Source organism: Spartinivicinus marinus, assembly GCF_026309355.1.
In the GTDB taxonomy this organism is placed as follows: Bacteria; Pseudomonadota; Gammaproteobacteria; order Pseudomonadales; family Zooshikellaceae; genus Spartinivicinus; species Spartinivicinus marinus.
Map to the genome: position 1 here is coordinate 103085 of NZ_JAPJZK010000001.1, position 19111 is coordinate 122195.

Here is a 19111-nt window from a genome sequence, read left to right on the forward strand (position 1 = left end):
TGGTAATCAGGTAATTACCACACTCCCTTCATCAAGTAAATTAGTAACGATAGTGGCTGAATCAGCTGTACCAAAATCAACAGATAAATCAACACCACTCAGCAACACTTGTTGTGTGACAACTCCAGAGCCATCAGGGCTAATATTAATGAGTGTACTGCCCCCAGCAAAATTAAGCTGTAGAAACTGGTCTAAATTGCTGGCATCTTCCCCTACCAATAAATCACTGACATTTAAAAAATCACCTTCACCTCGACTAAAGTCAGTAATCGTATCGACGGCAGGTGCGATGGCTGTACCATCATCGCCCTGACTCCAAACAAAGCCATCAGCTCCACTATTACCAGTAATTGTGTCATTGCCTGGGCCAGCTTCAATTAAGTCATCCCCTGACGTGCCAAAAATAATATCATCTGCTGCCGTCCCTATTATGCTAACCGGTACAGGTGTTATAGCAATCGCTTTATCAGGTTCGTCTACTTCAATTTCTGAAATTGTGCGCGCCTGGCTCTCCCTCTGCTCTATTCCTGTGGTGGTAATTGAAGGTAGAATTTCTTCTGATAAAACGGCTTGAGGCTCACGCCCAATAATTGGAGGAGTAGAACCCAAGTCTTCTATAGCGCCTTCAGTTGCAGGGCCTGCTGCTGTAGGCTGGGCAATATCGGTAGGGTCTTTACCTGCCACTAATGCTTCTTTAATAAGTGTTACATCATCTGGTTCAATGTTCATTAAAGCGGTTAATGCCTTTTTACCGAATAGACTCTCATTAAACGTCATTTGGTCATCGGCACCCATATCCATCCAGCTACCATCAACAAACTCCACCATAATAAACCCAGAGTACGTTTTAATGGTATCAAACCCATAAACCTCTTCACCGGACTTTAAAATTCGTTGCTGCCCACTTGCGTCATAAGCATATACCTCGCCATAAGACTTTTTTACAAAACCAATCGCTGTTTTAGTTGCTTGAGTTGAAGTGGCCATTACTATGTTTACCTGGTATGAAGCGCTATCACTAAGTACAGAATTAAAGGTTAAAACCCTCTATTCAGTAGATTAGTAGACAACGATAGAAATGGTAGTCAGTAGACACTTTTATGTCAGAAGAAATGACTGTCTTGCGTTAGCCCAAGTCTGATGAAATTGACATAAAGCATCACGTTCAATTCCGGTGTTTGTCAACGTAGTCGCCAAGTTTCAGTGAAATATTCAAGTCAGATATCCTATGTAAAATAATTGTTGATTCAGGTCATCTCATCACTGTGATGGATCAAAGATACTAAAAGCAGGACAACAATAAACCGTTAGGAGCCCTCAAATGAGCTTACTTTCATTTAATTCAGTCATTGTTCCCATTGATTTTTCAGAGGAGTGTGTCGGTGCAGTTAACACCGCATTAGAATTGGTCAACTCTCCTAAGCAGGTGACGCTTGTTCATGTGAAATGTCCAACCACTTACATTACTTGTGGTACAGCTTATGTACAGTTGGATGAAGCTGAGCATACCAAGCAAATAGAGAAGCATTTTCAGCAATTTATTCAAAACCATCAGTGGCAAGAACTGAATTGGACATTACTTACCGGTAAACCTGGTGAAGAAATTGTAGCTTATGCTAAAGAAGCGAGTGCCAGCTTAATAATCATTCCTTCTCATGGCTACCATGGTATTAAACGACTCATGTTAGGTTCGGTTGCAGAGCGGGTGGTACGTTTGGCTCCCTGTCCAGTCATCGTGTTAAGACGGGGAGAAGAAACAACACATCATTAATTGCAAAGTCAGTCATTCTACATGCCCTCTTATCTCAGAGAATACTCACATACAACATCAAGTGGATATCTCTGAGAGCCACTCAATGATATACCCTTCGCGAACGATTTTTAGGCTCATAGGATTTCATTACTCGACAGCTGCAACTAACAATCCTCCGCTTTGGGTATATCTACAATCACTTGTTCACAATTACCTATCCATAGTTACGGGCTGGAGTCCAATAGACTGTTACTGATAATTTGACACATATCGTCTTTCATCTGGTGAATAAAAAAGTGGTCTCCTGGTAGTTCATAGTAATTAAATTGATTACATGTGTGCTGGTGCCAGGCAATAACATCAGCCAAAGGAATATCAACATCAAGAGTGCCTGTAAATGCCGTGATCGGGATGGTTAATGGAGCATGCTCTGTAAGCTGATAAGTTTCTACCAGCTTAAAATCTGCTCGTACCACAGGCAACATCAACTCCATTAACTCATCCGAGTTCAATACTTCTTGTGGTGTACCATTCAGTTGTTTCAACTCAACCTTTAACTCACTATCTGACAAATGATGTATATTGCATTTTTTCCGAGATACATGTGGTGCTTGTCTACCTGATACAAACAAGTGCTCAGGTTGTGTTAAACCTGCTTGGCAAATTTTTTGAGTCAACTCATATGCAATGAGTGCTCCCATGCTATGCCCAAACAAGGCATAGGGACGATCTAAATAAGGGGTAATAGCAGATAACAGCTTATTTGTTAAACAATCCAGTTGATCAATGGGAGTCTCATCAAAACGTATTCCCCGACCAGGTAAATAAGCAGGACAAACCGCTATCTTAGCTTTCAGCAGCTGTGGCCAATGGTAATAAATTGCAGCACTGCCACCAGCATAGGGAAAGCAAAATAGTGTTAACTTGGCGTTATGGCCGTTTACATCATCAAAGTAACCCTTTGCTGGCCTTAATGGTTTATTATTTATCAACTCATTTCCTACCTAATTTTTCTATCAAGTTTATTAATGTCCAAATATTTAGAACCATTAACAGACCTTTTGTGTCATTTAACTGACTTTCAAACAACAAAATAAAGAAGATATAAAAATATGGAAACTATTTCAAAGAAGTATTCACTCAAATAGCTAATACTTCAGAAGTCGCTAATACCTAATACGTTGCATTGCCTAACACGTTGCATTGATTGTTATTCGCGAGATTACCCTATTGTTAACCCTCTTATTGATAGCCTACACAACACATGTCCATCATGATTCACTTTTAGATGCAAAGACTAATTTTTAGTTATTCCCCAAAAATATTTTTATACATATACCCATCATGAATCATTTTTAGGTGTAAAAATAAAGTGGTATATACTCACAGCGAAGGATTATTTATACCCCTAGGGCACAAGAGCGATGGTAACAAAGCCTAAAAATCATTCGCGAAGAGTATATTTCTAATTGTTTATTAAAAATAATTTCGAATTTGAATCACAAAACTTTTATATTTTATGACCAAACACTTACAAACAACCACTTCTTTCTATAGCCAAAATGACCGAAACATATACCAACTTCAAAATTTAGCGACTTCTATTAATTTGAAGTACAACAGATTAAATCTATTCGGGTCTTCTATACTAAGATAATTAATTAGTTTCTATCTAAATATTCAATCAATAAATAAGTGAGGCACTTCCAATGAAAGTACAAGGTTCAAATATTATTCCTATTGGTTTAACTAAAATTGCTCTTATGTGCTCTGTTATTATTGCCCAGGGTGTTTTTGCCCATGGTTATGTATCACAGCCTGAGTCACGCTCATTAAAGTGCAAACAGGGAGATAACGTGAAGTGTGGTCCAGTACAATATGAACCACAAAGTGTTGAAGGGCCTGACGGCTTTCCTAATGGTGGTCCTGCTGACGGCAAAATAGCCAGTGCAGGTCTGGTTCAGTTTTCTCAGTTGAATGAACAAACGGTTGACCGCTGGAATAAAAACAATATAAAGCCCGGCAATAATACGTTTACTTGGACTTTCACAGCCAATCATGTCACAAAAGATTTTAAATATTATATGACTAAACAGGGGTGGAATAAAAATGCTACGCTTAAACGCAGCTCATTTGAGCTAACACCATTCTGTAACATTCCCTATAATAAAAAGCCACCTAAAACAGTCTCTCATCAGTGTAATGTACCTAACCGCCAAGGATATCACGTCATTCTAGCAGTATGGGATGTAGGCGATACAGCGATGAGCTTTTATCAAGCGATCGATGTCAACTTTGATGGTGGTACCGATCCAAGCCCTAATCCAAACCCCAATCCCACCAATAACTGGACTGACATAGGCGATATTAACCCTACCATTACACTTAAGCCAGGTGATAGCGTAAAAGCCAGAGTATTCGATGACCAAGGAGAGTTACCGGATATGGCAACTGAGCTGGCAATCAATACAACCGATGATGGACGTAAAAATAACTGGCCTTACTTATTGGCCAAAGCGATTAATAACAAGCAAACAAAGATCGCAGCAGGTCATGTAGACGCCAAAGGCAATGTTGTGCCAGCAATGGGTAAAAATAATATTTACGCCTTAAAAGACAGTGGAATTAAGCGTGTAGAAATTCAAATTAATAAAGACCAACAACCTGACCCACAGGTAGATGTAGGTGGGCTTCAAGATAAATACACTATTACCGATAATCAAGCAATTGTCGACTTTACGTTAACGACTCAAGCTAAATTGAAAATTGATTACACTATATATGGCCCTAATAATTCACAAGTGGCATTTGGTTCAGAGCCTATTGATAACGCTTCTAAAAATGTTCAGGTCAATATAACCAATGCAATTCCAGGCAAGCATACCTTGGTCATAAAAGCGAAAGCACAGGGCATTGCTAGCAGTTTTATGCAACAAACCTATTCATTTGAGTTAGTAAAAGACGGTGGAGACAAACCAAATCCCGATCCTTCAGGTGATTATGATTTTAAATTCCCAGAAGGTGTATCAAGCTATAAAGCAGGCACGACTGTATTACAGCCCAAAGATGGAAAAATTTACCAGTGTAAACCATTTCCATACAGTGGCTACTGTCAGCAATGGTCTAAGTATGCTAACCAGTTTGAACCAGGTGTAGGTAGTGCCTGGCAATCAGCTTGGGAAGTAAAATAATCTCTGACCAATAAACAAAAGGCCTATAAAGATTAACTTATAGGCCGTTTAAATTTTACAACTATAGTTAATTTATAACCATTTACTTTGTAAAACCTACTTTTTTAAGCTAGGTTATTTCGACAAGGTATCAGTTAATAATGTATAAAAGTAACCAGGCAAGTGCTCAGTTAAATGATCATATAACCGCTGTTCTGTTAAATCGGGTTCTTGCCCTGACACTTTAAACGGCCAGCGTTTTTTGACTATAGCACCACTATCATTATAGATGGTTAATTCAACAGCCCCCCTTTGCCAATACCAATTTTGTCGATATTTAATTGGCAACTTATCTAACTTCAAGTTAACCAGATAGGGAGCATTGTCTGCAATTTGGCTTCCCACACCACCTAATGCCGCTGAGAGTAAATCAAACTCTTCTTGCGTATCAGCATCAATTTCAAAGCGCAAGTCAGCTATCAGCTGACGAATCATTTGTTCGATGTCAGCACTACTGTTTTTTTCATTTACCCCTCTTCCAGACAAAACATGTAGCTTACGGTTATTACTTGCCCGTTGTCGCTGCACTTGTTGTGCTTTATCCAAGGTAGCCAAAGCAAGAAAAGGGTTAGTGGCTTCTTGATGTTTAGCAAACGCAATCAAATTAGTGGTTTCTCTATCAGCGGCTAAAATGGATCGTCTTAATGGACGACCAACAGCAGATTTTTTAAGCACTACCAAACTGTGATATAAGCCATTTGCTCCTTTATAACGGTCTGTTATTCGCGCCCCTTCCAGCACCTGTCTTACTTCCGTATTAATTGAGCGACTTAGCTGTTGCTCTGTTTTTATTTTTCTATTTACACCATGACCTGACACACTCGACTGCACCAAATCAGTTGAGATATCAGCAATTGACACTTCAAAAATTTTAGCTAAATTGGCTAACGCTCGATTATCAGCTAGAGCTTGGTTGTCAGCCTCACCTACTGCCACTAAGTATTGTTTGGCTGGGTAGCTGGCTGGTTGAGAAGTCAACCATTCAGGCTGCTTTACAGGCCCAGCACAACCTGTAATAACAGCCAAACATAAAATAGATAAGTACCAGTAATACTGCTGATACTGCCGTATTTTCTTACTTAGTATGCTAACCATAAAGCCTTCTCATTTAATCATTTTTGCAAAAAACTATTGATTTTCTTGGTGAAGTGTCGAGCTGTACACTCGATTACCTACTTTTGAAACGAACAACAATACCTTTTGCCCTGCCTGTATATCTAAAATAAACTGACTTAGCTCCACTCCTTTTTCATTAACAGTAGGTATTTCCTTTTTTTCTGATGTTTTATTCACACCAGAAAAAAACCAGTCAATTAAACTACTGTCGTTTTTTCGTACTTTTTCAGAAGTAAATTGATATGGAAATAATCGATAACGGCCTGGGCTGAGTTGAACTGTCGCCGTTTGAATGGAAGAAGGCAACATATTCCAGCTTCTGACATCAGCAGCTTCACTAAATACTGACGCAACATTTAGCAGCATCGTTAAGTTTGCATTATTTTGATTTTGACTGGCTTTAATAGCCAGATGTTTTGCTACCATGCGAGCTAAAGCAGTGGAGTAAATAACAGTACTTTGTTCATCAAGATCTTTACGAGCTATATTTTCTACACTTTCAATTGTGTCTGTATAAAAGTTGTCACCATTAATTTGAAACGTTAATGGTCTAGATTGCTTATCAATATCAGGATAATAGGGCAAAGCCAGAGTAACATTATGCTCTAACTGAGGCACATAAACTGTCAAAAATCGCTGTTTTTTTGCACTAACCACACCATCCCAATACACAATGGTCACTTCACCCGAGTGTCTATTTGGAAAACTAGCCGTTTCACCAAAATGCTTAGTATATTTTTTATACTCTTTATGTAGCCCTAATTGGTAACTGCAACGTAATAGTTTTTCTTGCAATGCTTGAGGAATTGGTATCTCCTGGCTTGTTAAGATATTCGCTGCATTACGATAACTGATCATGGCATTATCTGTTTCGCCTAACAACTCATAAACAAAACCAGCAAGGTATTCCATACTGGCTATCCGCCCATTCGAAGCACTGCTTTCAGCAAATTGTCGTGTTTTTACCTGTGCTTGAAGTATTTCTACACGAGCAGCATCCAGTTGGCCTAACAATAAATAGTTTAAAGCCAGCAGCTCATACAGCAACATCTGCTCACTTGGCGTAGCAACATAACTTTTTAAGGTATCATTAACCGCTACCGCTCCTATATTTTCACTAATACTGATAGCGTCTAGTTGTTGGATGAGCGTTTTTGCCGTCTGCAAATCTTGTATTGCATCAATGAAGTCACCTGTTAGGGTTTTTAATAGGCCATAATCAAGTAAGTATTGCACTTGGTCCCTTGCTGAATATTTAATTGTTTTTAATTCAGCCAGCACCTGCTCCGGTGAATGCGCCTCTAACTCAGCGGCCAAATCATTGAGCCGCATCGAAGAAAGCGCACAACCTTGTAATAACAAGCACAATAACAGTCCTGACACCCCTAAAGGGTGTCTAAAAAGTAATTCCATCATTGATTAAATCTTAATAACGAAACTTGCCGTTTTTAACCAGCTTTTTAATCTTTTTGTGGCCAATCCAAACTTTTCTATTATCAGCCATACTCACCATGGTTAAGTCTACCTGGTAATAACGTACTTGTTTGTTGTCATTAACATCAAAAATGGTATTGATTTGCCCTTGCAACATAAAATCAGCACCCCGCTCTTGGCCCGCCGCATTTCGTGAGTCTTCACTGGCATGAAGATCCTGGTCCATTCGCTCATCACGAATTTCATTACGGTCATTTTGGGAAGCGACAAACTCTACCCGGCCTGAGTTGATTAACTCTCTTTCCAGCTCTGCTACAAAGGTTCTAACATTTATATGCTCGTGACTTAAGTTACGCACCGTGCCCACAATAACCGCAGGCGTTTTTCCTCTTCTTGTCATAAAATTAGCAATCCAAGGCCGTGATAGTGCATCATTAATCATTTCACGAGACACTAACTGAGAGTCAGTATCATTCCAGGCACCACTTAAATCAACGACTTCATCAGCACCAATTCGAGTCACTTGAGTACTATTACAGCCTACTAACCCCAATGCCATTACCACAGTAAATGCAGACTTGATAATCAACTTCACGAGTTACTTCCTTAAAATTGCAATTAGTTACTTGAGAAAGGTAAATGTTTGATAAAGCGACTTTTAAAGTTTTCGCTTAAGCGAGAAGCTCTTTTTATTGACTTTTCTAGTTTTTTTAAATCCAGCTGAGCAATTGCATAAATATCTTTCGTATTTTGATCTTTCCAATAGCCAATAATCTTCACGCCATTCAGTGCCAGCTGGGTATGAGAGTTTATTTCACGCTCAATATTGCTATCAGCCTCCTCCCCATCACTGGCTATATAATCTGCATGTAAGGCATCCATCGAAACAGATAGCACTCTAGCTACCTCAGCCCTAGCACGGTTAGCAGCAGTGGACTTTTGTAATGACAAATCCCCCACCACAGGTGCCATGCCAACGCCGTGAATAAAACGGCCGTCATCATTCTCAACTGCTTGAGAGCCTTCATTCACCCAGTTTGGTGCATCTTCAATACCTAAATCGCTTTTTACTTTAGGTGCACCAGAACAACCTACCAGTAACAATACACTTACTGCACATAGCAGTAAGTACTTAACTCGCCCTACCATAATTCACTCGCCCCTAAAACAATCTTTACAGTTTTATCTTTACAATTTTTTAAGCTTGTCTTGTTAAAAAAAGAATCGTTTTAGCCGAAGTCTACGACAATTGCAATGTAGGGATTATAACTATAGTGTGGTTGAAGCTAATGAAGTAATATTGCAGGGTTTTATTAGTAAAAACTAATATCATCGCATTCAGTCAGTAGAAATTATCAGCCTGTTTGAAACAGCTTCATCAAAGTACTTGATTTCATCAACAGGAAAGTTAAGTTTATTTTCATAGTTTAATGGCTCGTAAAAGGCTTGATATAAATACCCATCTTTTTTCATATAATCAATTAACTCTGAAAGTATATCTCTCTCACTATTATTGCTTGTTTCACTCCGACTTCTTGTTTCCACCGTTTTTATTAGATATTCATGCAAAGATAATAAGGCAGAATTTTGACTCTTAAACGATACAACAAAGTTATAAAGCCCCCATTCAGAAAATGTATCAATTCGCCCACCAGGCCCAAAGTCAATTCTTATATACTGACTTTTATCTTTACTTCGAATATCGCATTCGTAGCCATGAAAAAAGTAAATATAATCCAGTTTTACTAACTCACCATGCTGCTTGAATTTTCGAAAACACCAACTATAAAAAATATCATCTTGTTCACAACCAAGCACCTCACTTAAGTCTTTTATTATTACTTGCTTGGTATGCGTATAATAATCCAGTGCTGCAAGTGTGCTTGTTATATTATGATCTGGAGTCATTTTTTCATCACCGGCGTACTTAGGTGCTTTTTCTATGTTTTTCCTATACTTCAGAAGAAACTAAAAAGAAGGCTAACACTTAATGTCCCTTCAATGTTAATAAGAAGGGACCAGAAGCTAGCAAATATACTGCTACTTTTATTATTTATAAATTACCACATTGCAAATCAATAGACATTTGGCGAATTCCCCAGCTTTCTCGATACCCCCGTTCACGAGCATAATCTATTCTAGATTGGGTATTATCACGCTTACCACCGATAACAGCATAAGGCCGGAATTTATAGATTGTCGTTGTAAGTGGCTTACCAAATGCATTCGTAGTCTTGCCATTGGCATCATGTGCTAGCTTGGTGTTTACTGCATGAACAGGCAAGCTGTTATTATAGGCATTATTCTCAGGATAAAATTGAAATAAATACACATTGTCACTATTATCCCACTCCCCATTCCAGCTATTCGCCTTTACAATATGCTTTTCATACATCATTTTTTGATCAATACAGCCAAACGTTGTATCGATCACCAACTGATTACCAAGACCAGAAGAATACCAGGTCAATGTTCTTTCATTTGCACTGAATGCCTGCCCAGTAACTAAACTGACGCCTAAACCCAACGCTAATACAGCTGCTTTATTTTTCATTATCTACTTCCTTACTTTTACTTATGTGTTATGGAAGCAAATACTAATCTATCCTGTATTTAGCAGCAATGACTAATACATGGAGATAACCACTCAACATATAATACTTTAGTCGTATTGATTAATTTAATATTTTCTGAAAAGCATTCACACATACCCAACACGCTTAATTTTTAGATATAAAAATTAAGATAACAACTATTAAATCATATGTTAAACAGTATTTTCTTTAGCTTTTTATGATAATAATCAAAACCACTTTCATCTACCACTTTACACTTTCTATCCAAAACATACTTAAAGACTTCTAGGACATGCAGAATAATAAATACAAAGAGAAAACTAAGTCTCTATTTGCTTCATAACAACAGCAGAAAAAGGTTAACTACAGGATAACTACTAGTGACTCTTTAAAAATAACTTTAGTTAAACAGATGTTGAATTTAGTGGGGTAGAAAATAATCGCTGTGCAGAACGTATACCTTTTAGCCATGTTTGCCCTAATTGACGGCTCAGTTGTTGTATTTTTTCTTTAGGGCCAACCGCTCGGTTAAATTGGCGGGTGAGTTTTTGCATAGTATTTAGCCACTCATTTTCATTAACCCCTAGTCGCTGCAAAATAGGAGGAATATGCGCAGGAATACTACCTCGCTTATTGTCACGAATAGCACGACCACTCCAGTCAACTAAATCATAATAGTCGCTCTCATGAAAATAAATACCACAGGTTGGATCAACCTCAGGTTTTATATTACCACTAAAAGGTAACAACATCGGTGATTTGTTTTCCTCAGCTGATTTTGGTTGCGTAGCCCTTTTTGAAGCTTTAGCTTTTTTAATGATTTTTTTCTTTTTCTGCTGCTGCCGAGTCTGAATTCGACTTTGTACCGAGGTAAAATCAGAAGTTTCTGGCCTATCAGCCAGCTTAGCCCGAATAGGATTTAAATCCACGTAGGCCATAAAGGTTAGCAGAGCCTCTTCTGTTAACAAGGCTTGGCTCTTAAAACGAGACTCCCAGAAACGACCTTTGCAGTTATCTTCCTTATTCGCTTTGCGAGCAATAAACTCATTTAAACAACGCATAAACCAGCTTAAATCTGCTAACCGTTTACGCCATGTTTGAATAATTTCGCTAACTACAAAATTTTCTGCTTTACCCGTTTCACCATTTAACCAACGATTAACTAAAAAATTACCGTTATAAAGCTTCATCCAACGCTCAACCACCTCATGATTACTCCACTCTTCAGCTCGATGGCTATCAATGCGCACAACAATATGGTAGTGGTTACTCATCACCGCATAAGCACATAAATCAATCGCAAAGATGTCTACCAACTCTGCTAGACGATCCACAATCCATTGACGGCGGTGCTCAAAGCTACACCCTGTCAATTTATCCTCACCACATAAAAATGCTCGCCTAACACAGCGGGTAATACAATGGTAAAAAGGCGTCGCATCCAACGCCACCTGTTCACGACGGGCACGAGTCATATAGGCCCACCCCTTTTATTTGACAGCTATTTTAAGCTTAGATGAAGCTTCTGTGCTGTCAAATTTCATAGGATGCTGAGATGGATGCCCTTTTAATCCACGGCATCATATGTACCACGCTAGAATTATTTTTGGCTAACTAGCAAATTAAAAAGGGCATCCACCATGAATAATAGTGTAATTAGCATTGATTTAGCAAAAAATAGTTTTCAAATTTGTGCTTTAAATAGTCATCATAAAGTCGTATTCAATAAAAAAGTCACTAGAAAAAAGTTAGTAAGTGAGCTGCAACAACTATCGCCTGCTCCTGTTATTATGGAAGCTTGTTATTCAGCTAACCCTTGGGGTCGCAAACTACAGGAATTAGGATTTGACGTAAAGTTAATTCCCCCTTATCAGGTCAAACCATTTTTAGTAGGCAATAAAAATGATCACAATGATGCAGTGGCCATTGCAGAAGCCTCGCTACGACCCAAGGCACGTTTTGTCCCAGTTAAAACGTTGGAGCAACAAGATGTTCAGTCCTTACAGCGAATTCGGGAGCGCTTAATTAAATCCCGTACGGCACTGGTTAATCAGTTACGTGGTCTATTAAGTGAGTATGGTATTGTTGTAGAAAAACTCCCTTACAAATTAAAAGCAAAAGTACCACTTATACTTGAAGATAGCTCTAACCCATTAACCGTCAAAGCAAGGCAGTTTATTCAATCACTTTACCAAGAGTGGGATTATTTAGATAAACGCATCAATGATATAGAAGAAATGACTGACAACTCCGTTAAAGATAATGAAGACTACCAACGATTAATTAATATACCTGGTATAGGTCCAGTGACAGCTACTGCATTAATTGCATCTATCTGCGACCCACATCATTTTAAAAATGGTCGTCATATGGCTGCTTGGATTGGTTTAACCCCTTCACAATATGCGAGTGGAGATAGTAATAAATTAGGTGGTATCACCAAACGGGGAAATCGTACTTTAAGGCGACTACTCATACATGGTGCTAGGGCTTTAATGAATTGGAGCCACAAGAAAAACGATAAATTTAGTCGTTGGATTAATGCTTTATGTCAGCGAATGCATGTGTGCAAAGCCATAGTTGCCATTGCAAATAAATTGGCACGAATTGCTTGGGCTGTGCTGGCTAAAAAAGAAAGTTATAATCCGGCTGTAGCATAAATAGTTTACTCACCCACAACGGCAGCGTTGCTGCATTAATGAAATAAAAAACGGTTATGCCTTTGTCAGAACCTGAGTGAGGACACCGGTCATCAAGACCTGTTGGATGCATAGGCGACAAAGGCTTCTTGAATCTCATTAAGGCTCGGTGCACTAATTGCCATCATAGAAGCCGGATATATGTCTTTTGCCGTTTTTTCATTTCTGTGCCAGCTAGCTGGATAATTGGGTAACAAAAATGAAATAGTTTAACAAGAAAGAAGTTGACATAGGCCGGGCATCCATATATGTCCTTAATGTCCTACACTTAATGTCCTACAATCCATTGACGGCGGTGCTCAAAGCTACACCCTGTCAATTTATCCTCACCACATAAAAATGCTCGCCTAACACAGCGGGTAATACAATGGTAAAAAGGCGTCGCATCCAATGCCACCTGTTCACGACGGGCACGAGTCATATAGGCCCACCTCTTTTATTTGACTATTACTTTAAGTTTAGATGACACTTCTGTGTTGTCAAATTTTAGTGGCTGTCCTTATTATTACCCTATATATAAAAAAGGTGTCGCGTCCAACGACACCTGTTCATGACTAACGCGAGATAGACTCACTCTTTTTATTAGTTTCTTTATCGTAGTAAAAATACTTCTATCGTCAGTTAATCTTCATTAAGAGGTAACCACAAAAGCTCACTACCACAAGCCGGACACATATCACCAAAATACTCTTTTGCATATTTTTCACAAAATACACACCTTTTTCCGTATTCAGATATATTTTTCATATTTTCTTCATATGCTTCAGGCTCTATTTTTTTAAATGCCATTTGCTGATATTTTTCATACAAAAACTCAATAGTTTCAGAAACATCATATTGGTTTGGCACTGGAAACCAATAAGCGCCATCAATTTTAATGGGTTCAGATTTAAGTATATTATTAATCTCACTAATATTTCTCTCTGACCAACAATTCAACTTAAATATTCTTTTTTCAATTTCTATCCAATCTTCCCAAGTGCTTATTTTTAAAAAAAGTTGGTCTAAAGTGTTCTGATTAACTGAAATTTTAGTCATTGTATTTTGTTTATCTATCAATAATTCATTGTTCTCTATATTAAAATCTAATTTCTTTTGACTAAGTATTTCTTCATACCAGCAAGGCAAGGCTAACTCCAGTCTCGGCATTTTCCGCAAAATCCCTACAGCATCAGCAGACATCTGTGATAAGCTATTTGTAAGCTGATTTGGCAAAAGACTTTCTAAATCCTCAAGTTCCATACCTGAGTAAACTAAATCAATTAACTCCTTACTAAATCCAAGCTTTGTAAACAGTTGTATTATTTTTGGAGAGAACAATAACTGTTCTGCTTCGTCTATACTAACAACACCTTTCTTAATACTTTCTGTTAAGCCAAGACTAAGGATTAAAAATAACTTTTCATTTTTTTTTGCATCCACCGTTCAATTACTCCAATAGTTTTTAGTTTTGACATCAAAAACTTTTCCTGACTGACTCCTAAAGTAATGTATTGAAATTCTATTACCCTGTGCATCAAATCCATCTTTATAAACTTTTTGCCACTTACCTGCTTCATGCTGTCTCAATACCTCCAACAACTCCTTATTTTTTACCGTATGTGTTGTGGTACCATTGTGTCGCGCTCTAAATCCCTTAGGATATTTTGGTGAGTCTTTTATTGAGTTAAAAACCTCCTTACACTCATTATGCACCCAAGCTCCAAGCTCACCTATAAAATAGGTATGGGCATTGGCTACTTCTAAATTATACGTCGGTAAGTGTTCATCTGAAAGGCTGACCCCACCGACTTGCAGGACTCGTCCATCATGGGAGGCAACAACATCACCTAACCTGAGTTCACTGGCTTCTACCCAGCCTTTACCTTGTACCCAGAATGGATGTTCTTCAGTGGTTCCATAGGTTTCCGATTGCCCTTCATCATCCGTTAATGTGACATATAAAATTTGCTCTGGATGGGCAATTAATGCTGAAACAGGTTGCCAACTATTTTCTGCCGTTTCATCATTCCTGGCTGCAACCAGCTCCCCTTTTTCAACTTCTTCAATGGGCTTTAAGCCCTCTTTAGTCTTAACCAAGGTGCCAGCAATAAAACACTGACAAGGAGATTTCTTTCTTGGGTTTTTCTTTTTACTAAAACCTTTATAACGCCTAAACCAGTTCCATGGTCTTGCACAAAAACCAGCACACTCCTTTGCAACACTGAGTGCTTCTTCACCAAAAGAGGATAATGAACCTTCACTACAATTGTTGTTATACCAGTCTATGAGTGCACTGGCTGCTGCGCCAATCGCTGCTTCTGCCACACAAGCAGCAAAGCAACGACTTGCAGCTGCTGCGGCAGCAGAGCCAACAGCCATTGCAACAGGTATAATTGGTGCTTGGCCATAAGGGTCTGCCTTTATGATAGGGTTAGCATTGGCAAATAAATAACGATTTACCCCACCACCTAAACCAATAGGGTCTGACTCTATATATCGACCTAGCTCTGGGTCATAATCTCGCCAATAGTTATGGTTTAACCCTGTTTCTTTATCATGGTATTGGCCAGGGAATCGTAACGGCGTATCAACCTCTGCCTTATTAATAATGGCTTTACCAAATGACTGGTAATTCGCAGACCAAACCACCTTACCATTAGCAGCCACCATCCGGGTGGGGGCACCTACCTGATCTGTTTGGAAATAATACAGTTGGCCATCTACCCGTTGGAATAATGGATTGGTCATCCAAGGGCTATAGGGGACAAATTGGTATTCGCGAATTAGCTGGCCGCTACTGTCGTACTCGGCAGCCAATCCATTCAGGTTATATAAAAAGTAACGCTTTTCACCATTGGTTTCTTTCCATAGCCTGTGGCCAAACAAGTTATAACCATAACGGGCAATTACCTGACCGGATCCATCCTCTACCCTGACCAAGCGTTCTAATTCGTTATAAAAAAACTTGGTCGTTTTCGCACCATGGCTTTTTTCGATTAAATTACCATTAGCATCATAGCGATAACGTATATCACCCTGCTTAACCAGTTGATTAGCTTGATTATACTGCCAAACGGTTTGGTCATTATATTGGGTGCGGTTACCTACGCCATCATAACCAAACTGTTCATCTACTAATTGTGGTAAACCACTCCCTATATTTTCATTAGATGGCTGAGGATAGTCTGCCCCTGTGAGTTGATATAAAGCATTATAACTAAACTGAGCGGTTCCATTTTTATCAGTACGACTAATAATGTTACCAACAGCATCATGTTGATACTGCTGTCTGCTAATAATATTGCCAGCAGGGTCAATTAATTGATTATCAACTAAATTACCAAAACCATTAACCGTACGTTTTATTTTTGTACCACCAGGTAAGGTAATTTCAACCGGTGACATCCACTGGTATTGGTTAACAATTAATTGACCAACTGAAGGGATTTTAAGTGATTTAAATTCACCATTAGGTGTATAACTATATTCATAAGTAACCCCTTCTGGTGTGGTATAAGCTTGGATTTGACCATGCTCATTATAGCCATAGGTAAACGTCTTACTAAAAGGCCCATAGTTAACTGTGGTTGTTTCCAATTCACCTAACGTTGAATAGTGGTAGCTAATTTCAACTTCATTATCTTTATAGTGGGTTAACAGCCCTACCACATCATAAGTTAATTCAACTACACGAGCCGGCTTTTCATCTGCTTGCTGAGTAAAAACTTCCAATTTAATTAATTGGCCAACTTCATCATAATGATAAAGCCTTTTTTCACCACCCGCTGAAATACTTTGTTTTAAGTTGCCATCAGGATCATAACTATAACGCCGTATCCGCTCCTGCCCCGAAGCAACCACAACGGTTTCAGCTGTTAACAAACCATCTTTATCATAACTAAAACGCGTTTCTCCCTCTTCAGCATCGATAACTTTAATAACTTGGTTTAAATGATTATATTCAAACGTGGTTTGCCCACCTTTTGCATTAGTAACCTGGCTGACTCGTCCTAACTCGTCATATTTAAAAGCAGTTTGAATGTTATTGGCATCAATCTCTTCGGTAACCTGCCCAACAATATCATACTGAAAACGCCGTGTACGGGTCTTGCCATCAGCCACTGTATCAACATGGCTAACTAAGCGACGTTCATTATACTTAAACTGCTGCTCAAAATTTGGATAAGTAATTTTCTTAAGACGGCTTTCTTCATATTGATAGCTGACTTTGTTGGCTTCAGCATCAGTAAATAAAACGACTCGCCCATTACTATCAAATTGAATGGTTGAGGTATGATCACCATTTTTAATATGCGCTTGGTTTTTACCTCGATCAATAGTGCGCGTTAATTGATAACCTGTAGCATCTGTCGTAGTAATATGTTCATTGAGAGCATTATGACCGTAATTAGTTTCTGCTTTATTGGCCTCAATGGTTTTTATTTGATTGCCAGCTTTGTCATATACATATTGGGTAGTTCTTCCCAGTGGGTCTGTTTCCTGTATTAAATTGCCTGCCAGGTCATACTCATAGTGATAGATATAGCCTTTTGGGGTAGTTTTGGTTAGTTTTAAACCCAATACATTAGTCGTATATTGGGTAATATGGCCTTCACCATCCTTAACTTTTACTAGACGGTCCAGGTCATCATAGTAAGCAGTCTCAGATACATTAGCGCCATTATGACCACTGTATGTTGTAGTGACTGTACTACCATTAGTATCACTATTTGAACCGTAACTATAAGAGACACTTCTAGAGACATCAGTGCCTACAGCGTCAGTTGTTGCGGTTAAACGGCCAGCGCTATCATAACTAAAGGAGTATTTAACACCTTGTCGATCAACATAGCTTGAAATGTAATTAAAAGAACCTACATAACTAAAAACTTCTTCCGTACCATCAGCATGGGTAAATTCAAGTGGGTTGCCCCAAATATCATCCTGAATTGTTGTTTTTTTACCTTCTTTGTCAAAAATTGTTCTTACATTCGTCTCTGCGTTAAATATAACTCGTTGTATTAATACGCCATTAATATGTTCACGGTAAATTTCTTTTATTTTACTTCTTGACTTTTTCTTAACACTAACAGTTTCAAAGCCACCACCAATAACAGCATTCCCTCCGCTACTACCACTGCTCCCGCCTCCACCAGAACAGCCGCCGCCACTACCGCCTCCTCCAGCACTACGAACAACACCGTCAGCAAATCGAGGTTTCTTTTTTTTCTTTTCAGGTGGTTCACCATTGACTATGCGACGCTCAATGACTTTTCCTGTTGGTGTTTTAATGGTGAAATGGTAATAACGATTTTTTCTATCATAGTCATAATGATAACGAGTGGTTAAACCATCAGCACGAGTAATGCCAGTCACTCGTGTTTCGGCATACTGATATTGAGTGATATTATTTTCTGGATCAATTCGCTGGGATAAATGACCTGCTTCATTATAGGTATATTGCCAGTCGTATCCCCTAACATCAGTGACTTTTACTAATTGACCATTTTGGTAGTGGTATTGTACTTTGCGCTCAGTGTAATCAGTAATATATTCGACTAAGCCACTGTCGCCAATATAATTAAAGGTAAATAATACCCGCTCCTGTTTATCAATTACCTGATGAATACGACCCTGGCCATCTTTTTTTAGGGTGATTTCATTTCCTTCCGCATCGCCATATTTTAAAATAGCGCCAGTTTGATCATATTCAATCCAGTTACCTTCCCGGTTTTGCCAACGATACCCTGTTTCGGTACCAATAATATGAGTACCACCTTTCCCAAACCGCTTACTATTAGGCAACCGATAATATTTTACTTCATCTCTGACAATATAATCCCATTGAGTATAGTGCAGCTGTGCAGGAGTAACTTCTTCATTTTCTGAGCCTGGTGCATCAACAGAAACTGTATTCGGGCCAGTATCACACCCAGAGGCAACACCTACTGAAAACTCACCAATTAATTGTTTTTCTTCTTCTACTTTTTTCAGTGATAAATTAACCCAACGTCGATTCCAAGCCCAACCTACACCAGGCTGATAAGTTCGTATAATACGCGCTGGGGAGCCTTTAGCTTGCAACCAAATATCCAGTTCTTTTAACCTAAATATTCCTGTGTGGCGAGGTTCTTCTTCCAATAGAATAATACCGGGCGCAGCAACAGTTAATTGCCCCCCTAAAAGTGAAAATAAAAATAATAAACAATAACCAAGCCGTATCAACGACCTTAACCACCCCGTCATATCTACCACCATAAAAAAGACAACAACTCTCTTGTGCACCTCTTCAACTGAAGAAGTGCACAACATAAATAATTA

General features: G+C 38.7%; 14 protein-coding genes and 1 pseudogene. 3 read left to right on the forward strand and 12 right to left on the reverse strand.

What is annotated here, in order from left to right; all coding sequences use genetic code 11:
- Nucleotides 1–6: 6 nt before the first annotated feature.
- Entirely contained in the window at nt 7–987 is a 981-nt protein-coding gene (locus OQE68_RS00505; RefSeq protein ID WP_180568302.1) for a retention module-containing protein, read from the reverse strand.
- A 334-nt stretch (nt 988–1321) separates the two neighbouring features.
- Here OQE68_RS00505 and OQE68_RS00510 point away from each other — a divergent pair, with 334 nt between their 5' ends.
- Complete coding sequence (locus OQE68_RS00510; protein ID WP_180568301.1) at nt 1322–1771, forward strand: universal stress protein; 450 nt, start codon at nt 1322–1324, stop codon at nt 1769–1771.
- Between the two features lie 206 nt (nt 1772–1977).
- Here OQE68_RS00510 and OQE68_RS00515 read toward each other — a convergent pair whose 3' ends face one another.
- Complete coding sequence (locus OQE68_RS00515) at nt 1978–2745, reverse strand: thioesterase II family protein (RefSeq protein ID WP_180568300.1); 768 nt, start codon at nt 2743–2745, stop codon at nt 1978–1980.
- Between the two features lie 717 nt (nt 2746–3462).
- Between OQE68_RS00515 and gbpA the strand changes: the two genes are divergently transcribed.
- Entirely contained in the window at nt 3463–4944 is a 1482-nt protein-coding gene (gene gbpA / locus OQE68_RS00520) for an N-acetylglucosamine-binding protein GbpA (protein ID WP_255490843.1), read from the forward strand.
- Nucleotides 4945–5058: 114 nt separating this feature from the next.
- On the opposite strand, the gene OQE68_RS00525 is transcribed toward gbpA, so the two are convergent.
- The 7 genes from OQE68_RS00525 to OQE68_RS00555 all read right to left on the reverse strand — a co-directional run bounded on the left by OQE68_RS00525 (nt 5059) and on the right by OQE68_RS00555 (nt 11584).
- The gene (locus OQE68_RS00525) at nt 5059–6078 is read right to left on the reverse strand and encodes an LPP20 family lipoprotein (protein ID WP_180568299.1); all 1020 of its coding nucleotides are present in this window, start codon (nt 6076–6078) and stop codon (nt 5059–5061) included.
- A gap of 33 nt (nt 6079–6111) precedes the next feature.
- Nucleotides 6112–7515 carry a COG3014 family protein gene (locus OQE68_RS00530; protein ID WP_180568298.1) on the reverse strand — a complete coding sequence of 468 codons (1404 nt, stop codon included), beginning with the start codon at nt 7513–7515 and terminating at the stop codon, nt 6112–6114.
- 10 nt (nt 7516–7525) lie between these two features.
- Complete coding sequence (locus tag OQE68_RS00535) at nt 7526–8128, reverse strand: penicillin-binding protein activator LpoB (RefSeq protein ID WP_219340008.1); 603 nt, start codon at nt 8126–8128, stop codon at nt 7526–7528.
- Nucleotides 8129–8151: 23 nt separating this feature from the next.
- Nucleotides 8152–8682: an LPP20 family lipoprotein gene (locus tag OQE68_RS00540; protein WP_219340007.1), complete on the reverse strand. Its 531-nt coding sequence runs from the start codon at nt 8680–8682 to the stop codon at nt 8152–8154.
- A gap of 189 nt (nt 8683–8871) precedes the next feature.
- On the reverse strand, nt 8872–9441 hold the full coding sequence (locus OQE68_RS00545; protein ID WP_180568297.1) for a DUF6896 domain-containing protein: 570 nt from the start codon (nt 9439–9441) through the stop codon (nt 8872–8874).
- A gap of 145 nt (nt 9442–9586) precedes the next feature.
- Nucleotides 9587–10087, reverse strand: coding sequence for a hypothetical protein (locus OQE68_RS00550; protein WP_180568296.1), 501 nt, complete (start codon nt 10085–10087; stop codon nt 9587–9589).
- A 426-nt stretch (nt 10088–10513) separates the two neighbouring features.
- Entirely contained in the window at nt 10514–11584 is a 1071-nt protein-coding gene (locus OQE68_RS00555) for a transposase (RefSeq protein ID WP_180568295.1), read from the reverse strand.
- 165 nt (nt 11585–11749) lie between these two features.
- On the opposite strand from OQE68_RS00555, the gene OQE68_RS00560 reads away from it, so the two are divergent.
- Entirely contained in the window at nt 11750–12769 is a 1020-nt protein-coding gene (locus OQE68_RS00560) for an IS110 family RNA-guided transposase (RefSeq protein ID WP_180568294.1), read from the forward strand.
- 316 nt (nt 12770–13085) lie between these two features.
- Here OQE68_RS00560 and OQE68_RS00565 read toward each other — a convergent pair.
- The 3 genes and pseudogenes from OQE68_RS00565 to OQE68_RS00575 all read right to left on the reverse strand — a co-directional run.
- Nucleotides 13086–13229: pseudogene (locus OQE68_RS00565) on the reverse strand (transposase); the annotation flags it as partial.
- A gap of 200 nt (nt 13230–13429) precedes the next feature.
- Nucleotides 13430–14230 (reverse strand): DUF3969 family protein, encoded by an 801-nt coding sequence (locus OQE68_RS00570; protein ID WP_180568293.1) that lies wholly within the window; start codon nt 14228–14230, stop codon nt 13430–13432.
- A gap of 3 nt (nt 14231–14233) precedes the next feature.
- Entirely contained in the window at nt 14234–19036 is a 4803-nt protein-coding gene (locus OQE68_RS00575) for a polymorphic toxin-type HINT domain-containing protein (RefSeq protein WP_180568292.1), read from the reverse strand.
- Nucleotides 19037–19111: the final 75 nt, after the last annotated feature.

Excerpts from the sequence above, each read along its gene's own strand:
- OQE68_RS00505 (WP_180568302.1), bottom strand. The coding sequence starts at position 987 with ATGGCCACTTCAACTCAAGCAACTAAAACAGCGATTGGTTTTGTAAAA.
- OQE68_RS00510 (WP_180568301.1), top strand. The coding sequence starts at position 1,322 with ATGAGCTTACTTTCATTTAATTCAGTCATTGTTCCCATTGATTTTTCA.
- gbpA (WP_255490843.1), top strand. The coding sequence starts at position 3,463 with ATGAAAGTACAAGGTTCAAATATTATTCCTATTGGTTTAACTAAAATT.
- OQE68_RS00525 (WP_180568299.1), bottom strand. The coding sequence starts at position 6,078 with ATGGTTAGCATACTAAGTAAGAAAATACGGCAGTATCAGCAGTATTAC.
- OQE68_RS00530 (WP_180568298.1), bottom strand. The coding sequence starts at position 7,515 with ATGATGGAATTACTTTTTAGACACCCTTTAGGGGTGTCAGGACTGTTA.
- OQE68_RS00540 (WP_219340007.1), bottom strand. The coding sequence starts at position 8,682 with ATGGTAGGGCGAGTTAAGTACTTACTGCTATGTGCAGTAAGTGTATTG.
- OQE68_RS00545 (WP_180568297.1), bottom strand. The coding sequence starts at position 9,441 with ATGACTCCAGATCATAATATAACAAGCACACTTGCAGCACTGGATTAT.
- OQE68_RS00550 (WP_180568296.1), bottom strand. The coding sequence starts at position 10,087 with ATGAAAAATAAAGCAGCTGTATTAGCGTTGGGTTTAGGCGTCAGTTTA.
- OQE68_RS00555 (WP_180568295.1), bottom strand. The coding sequence starts at position 11,584 with ATGACTCGTGCCCGTCGTGAACAGGTGGCGTTGGATGCGACGCCTTTT.
- OQE68_RS00560 (WP_180568294.1), top strand. The coding sequence starts at position 11,750 with ATGAATAATAGTGTAATTAGCATTGATTTAGCAAAAAATAGTTTTCAA.
- OQE68_RS00575 (WP_180568292.1), bottom strand. The coding sequence starts at position 19,036 with ATGACGGGGTGGTTAAGGTCGTTGATACGGCTTGGTTATTGTTTATTA.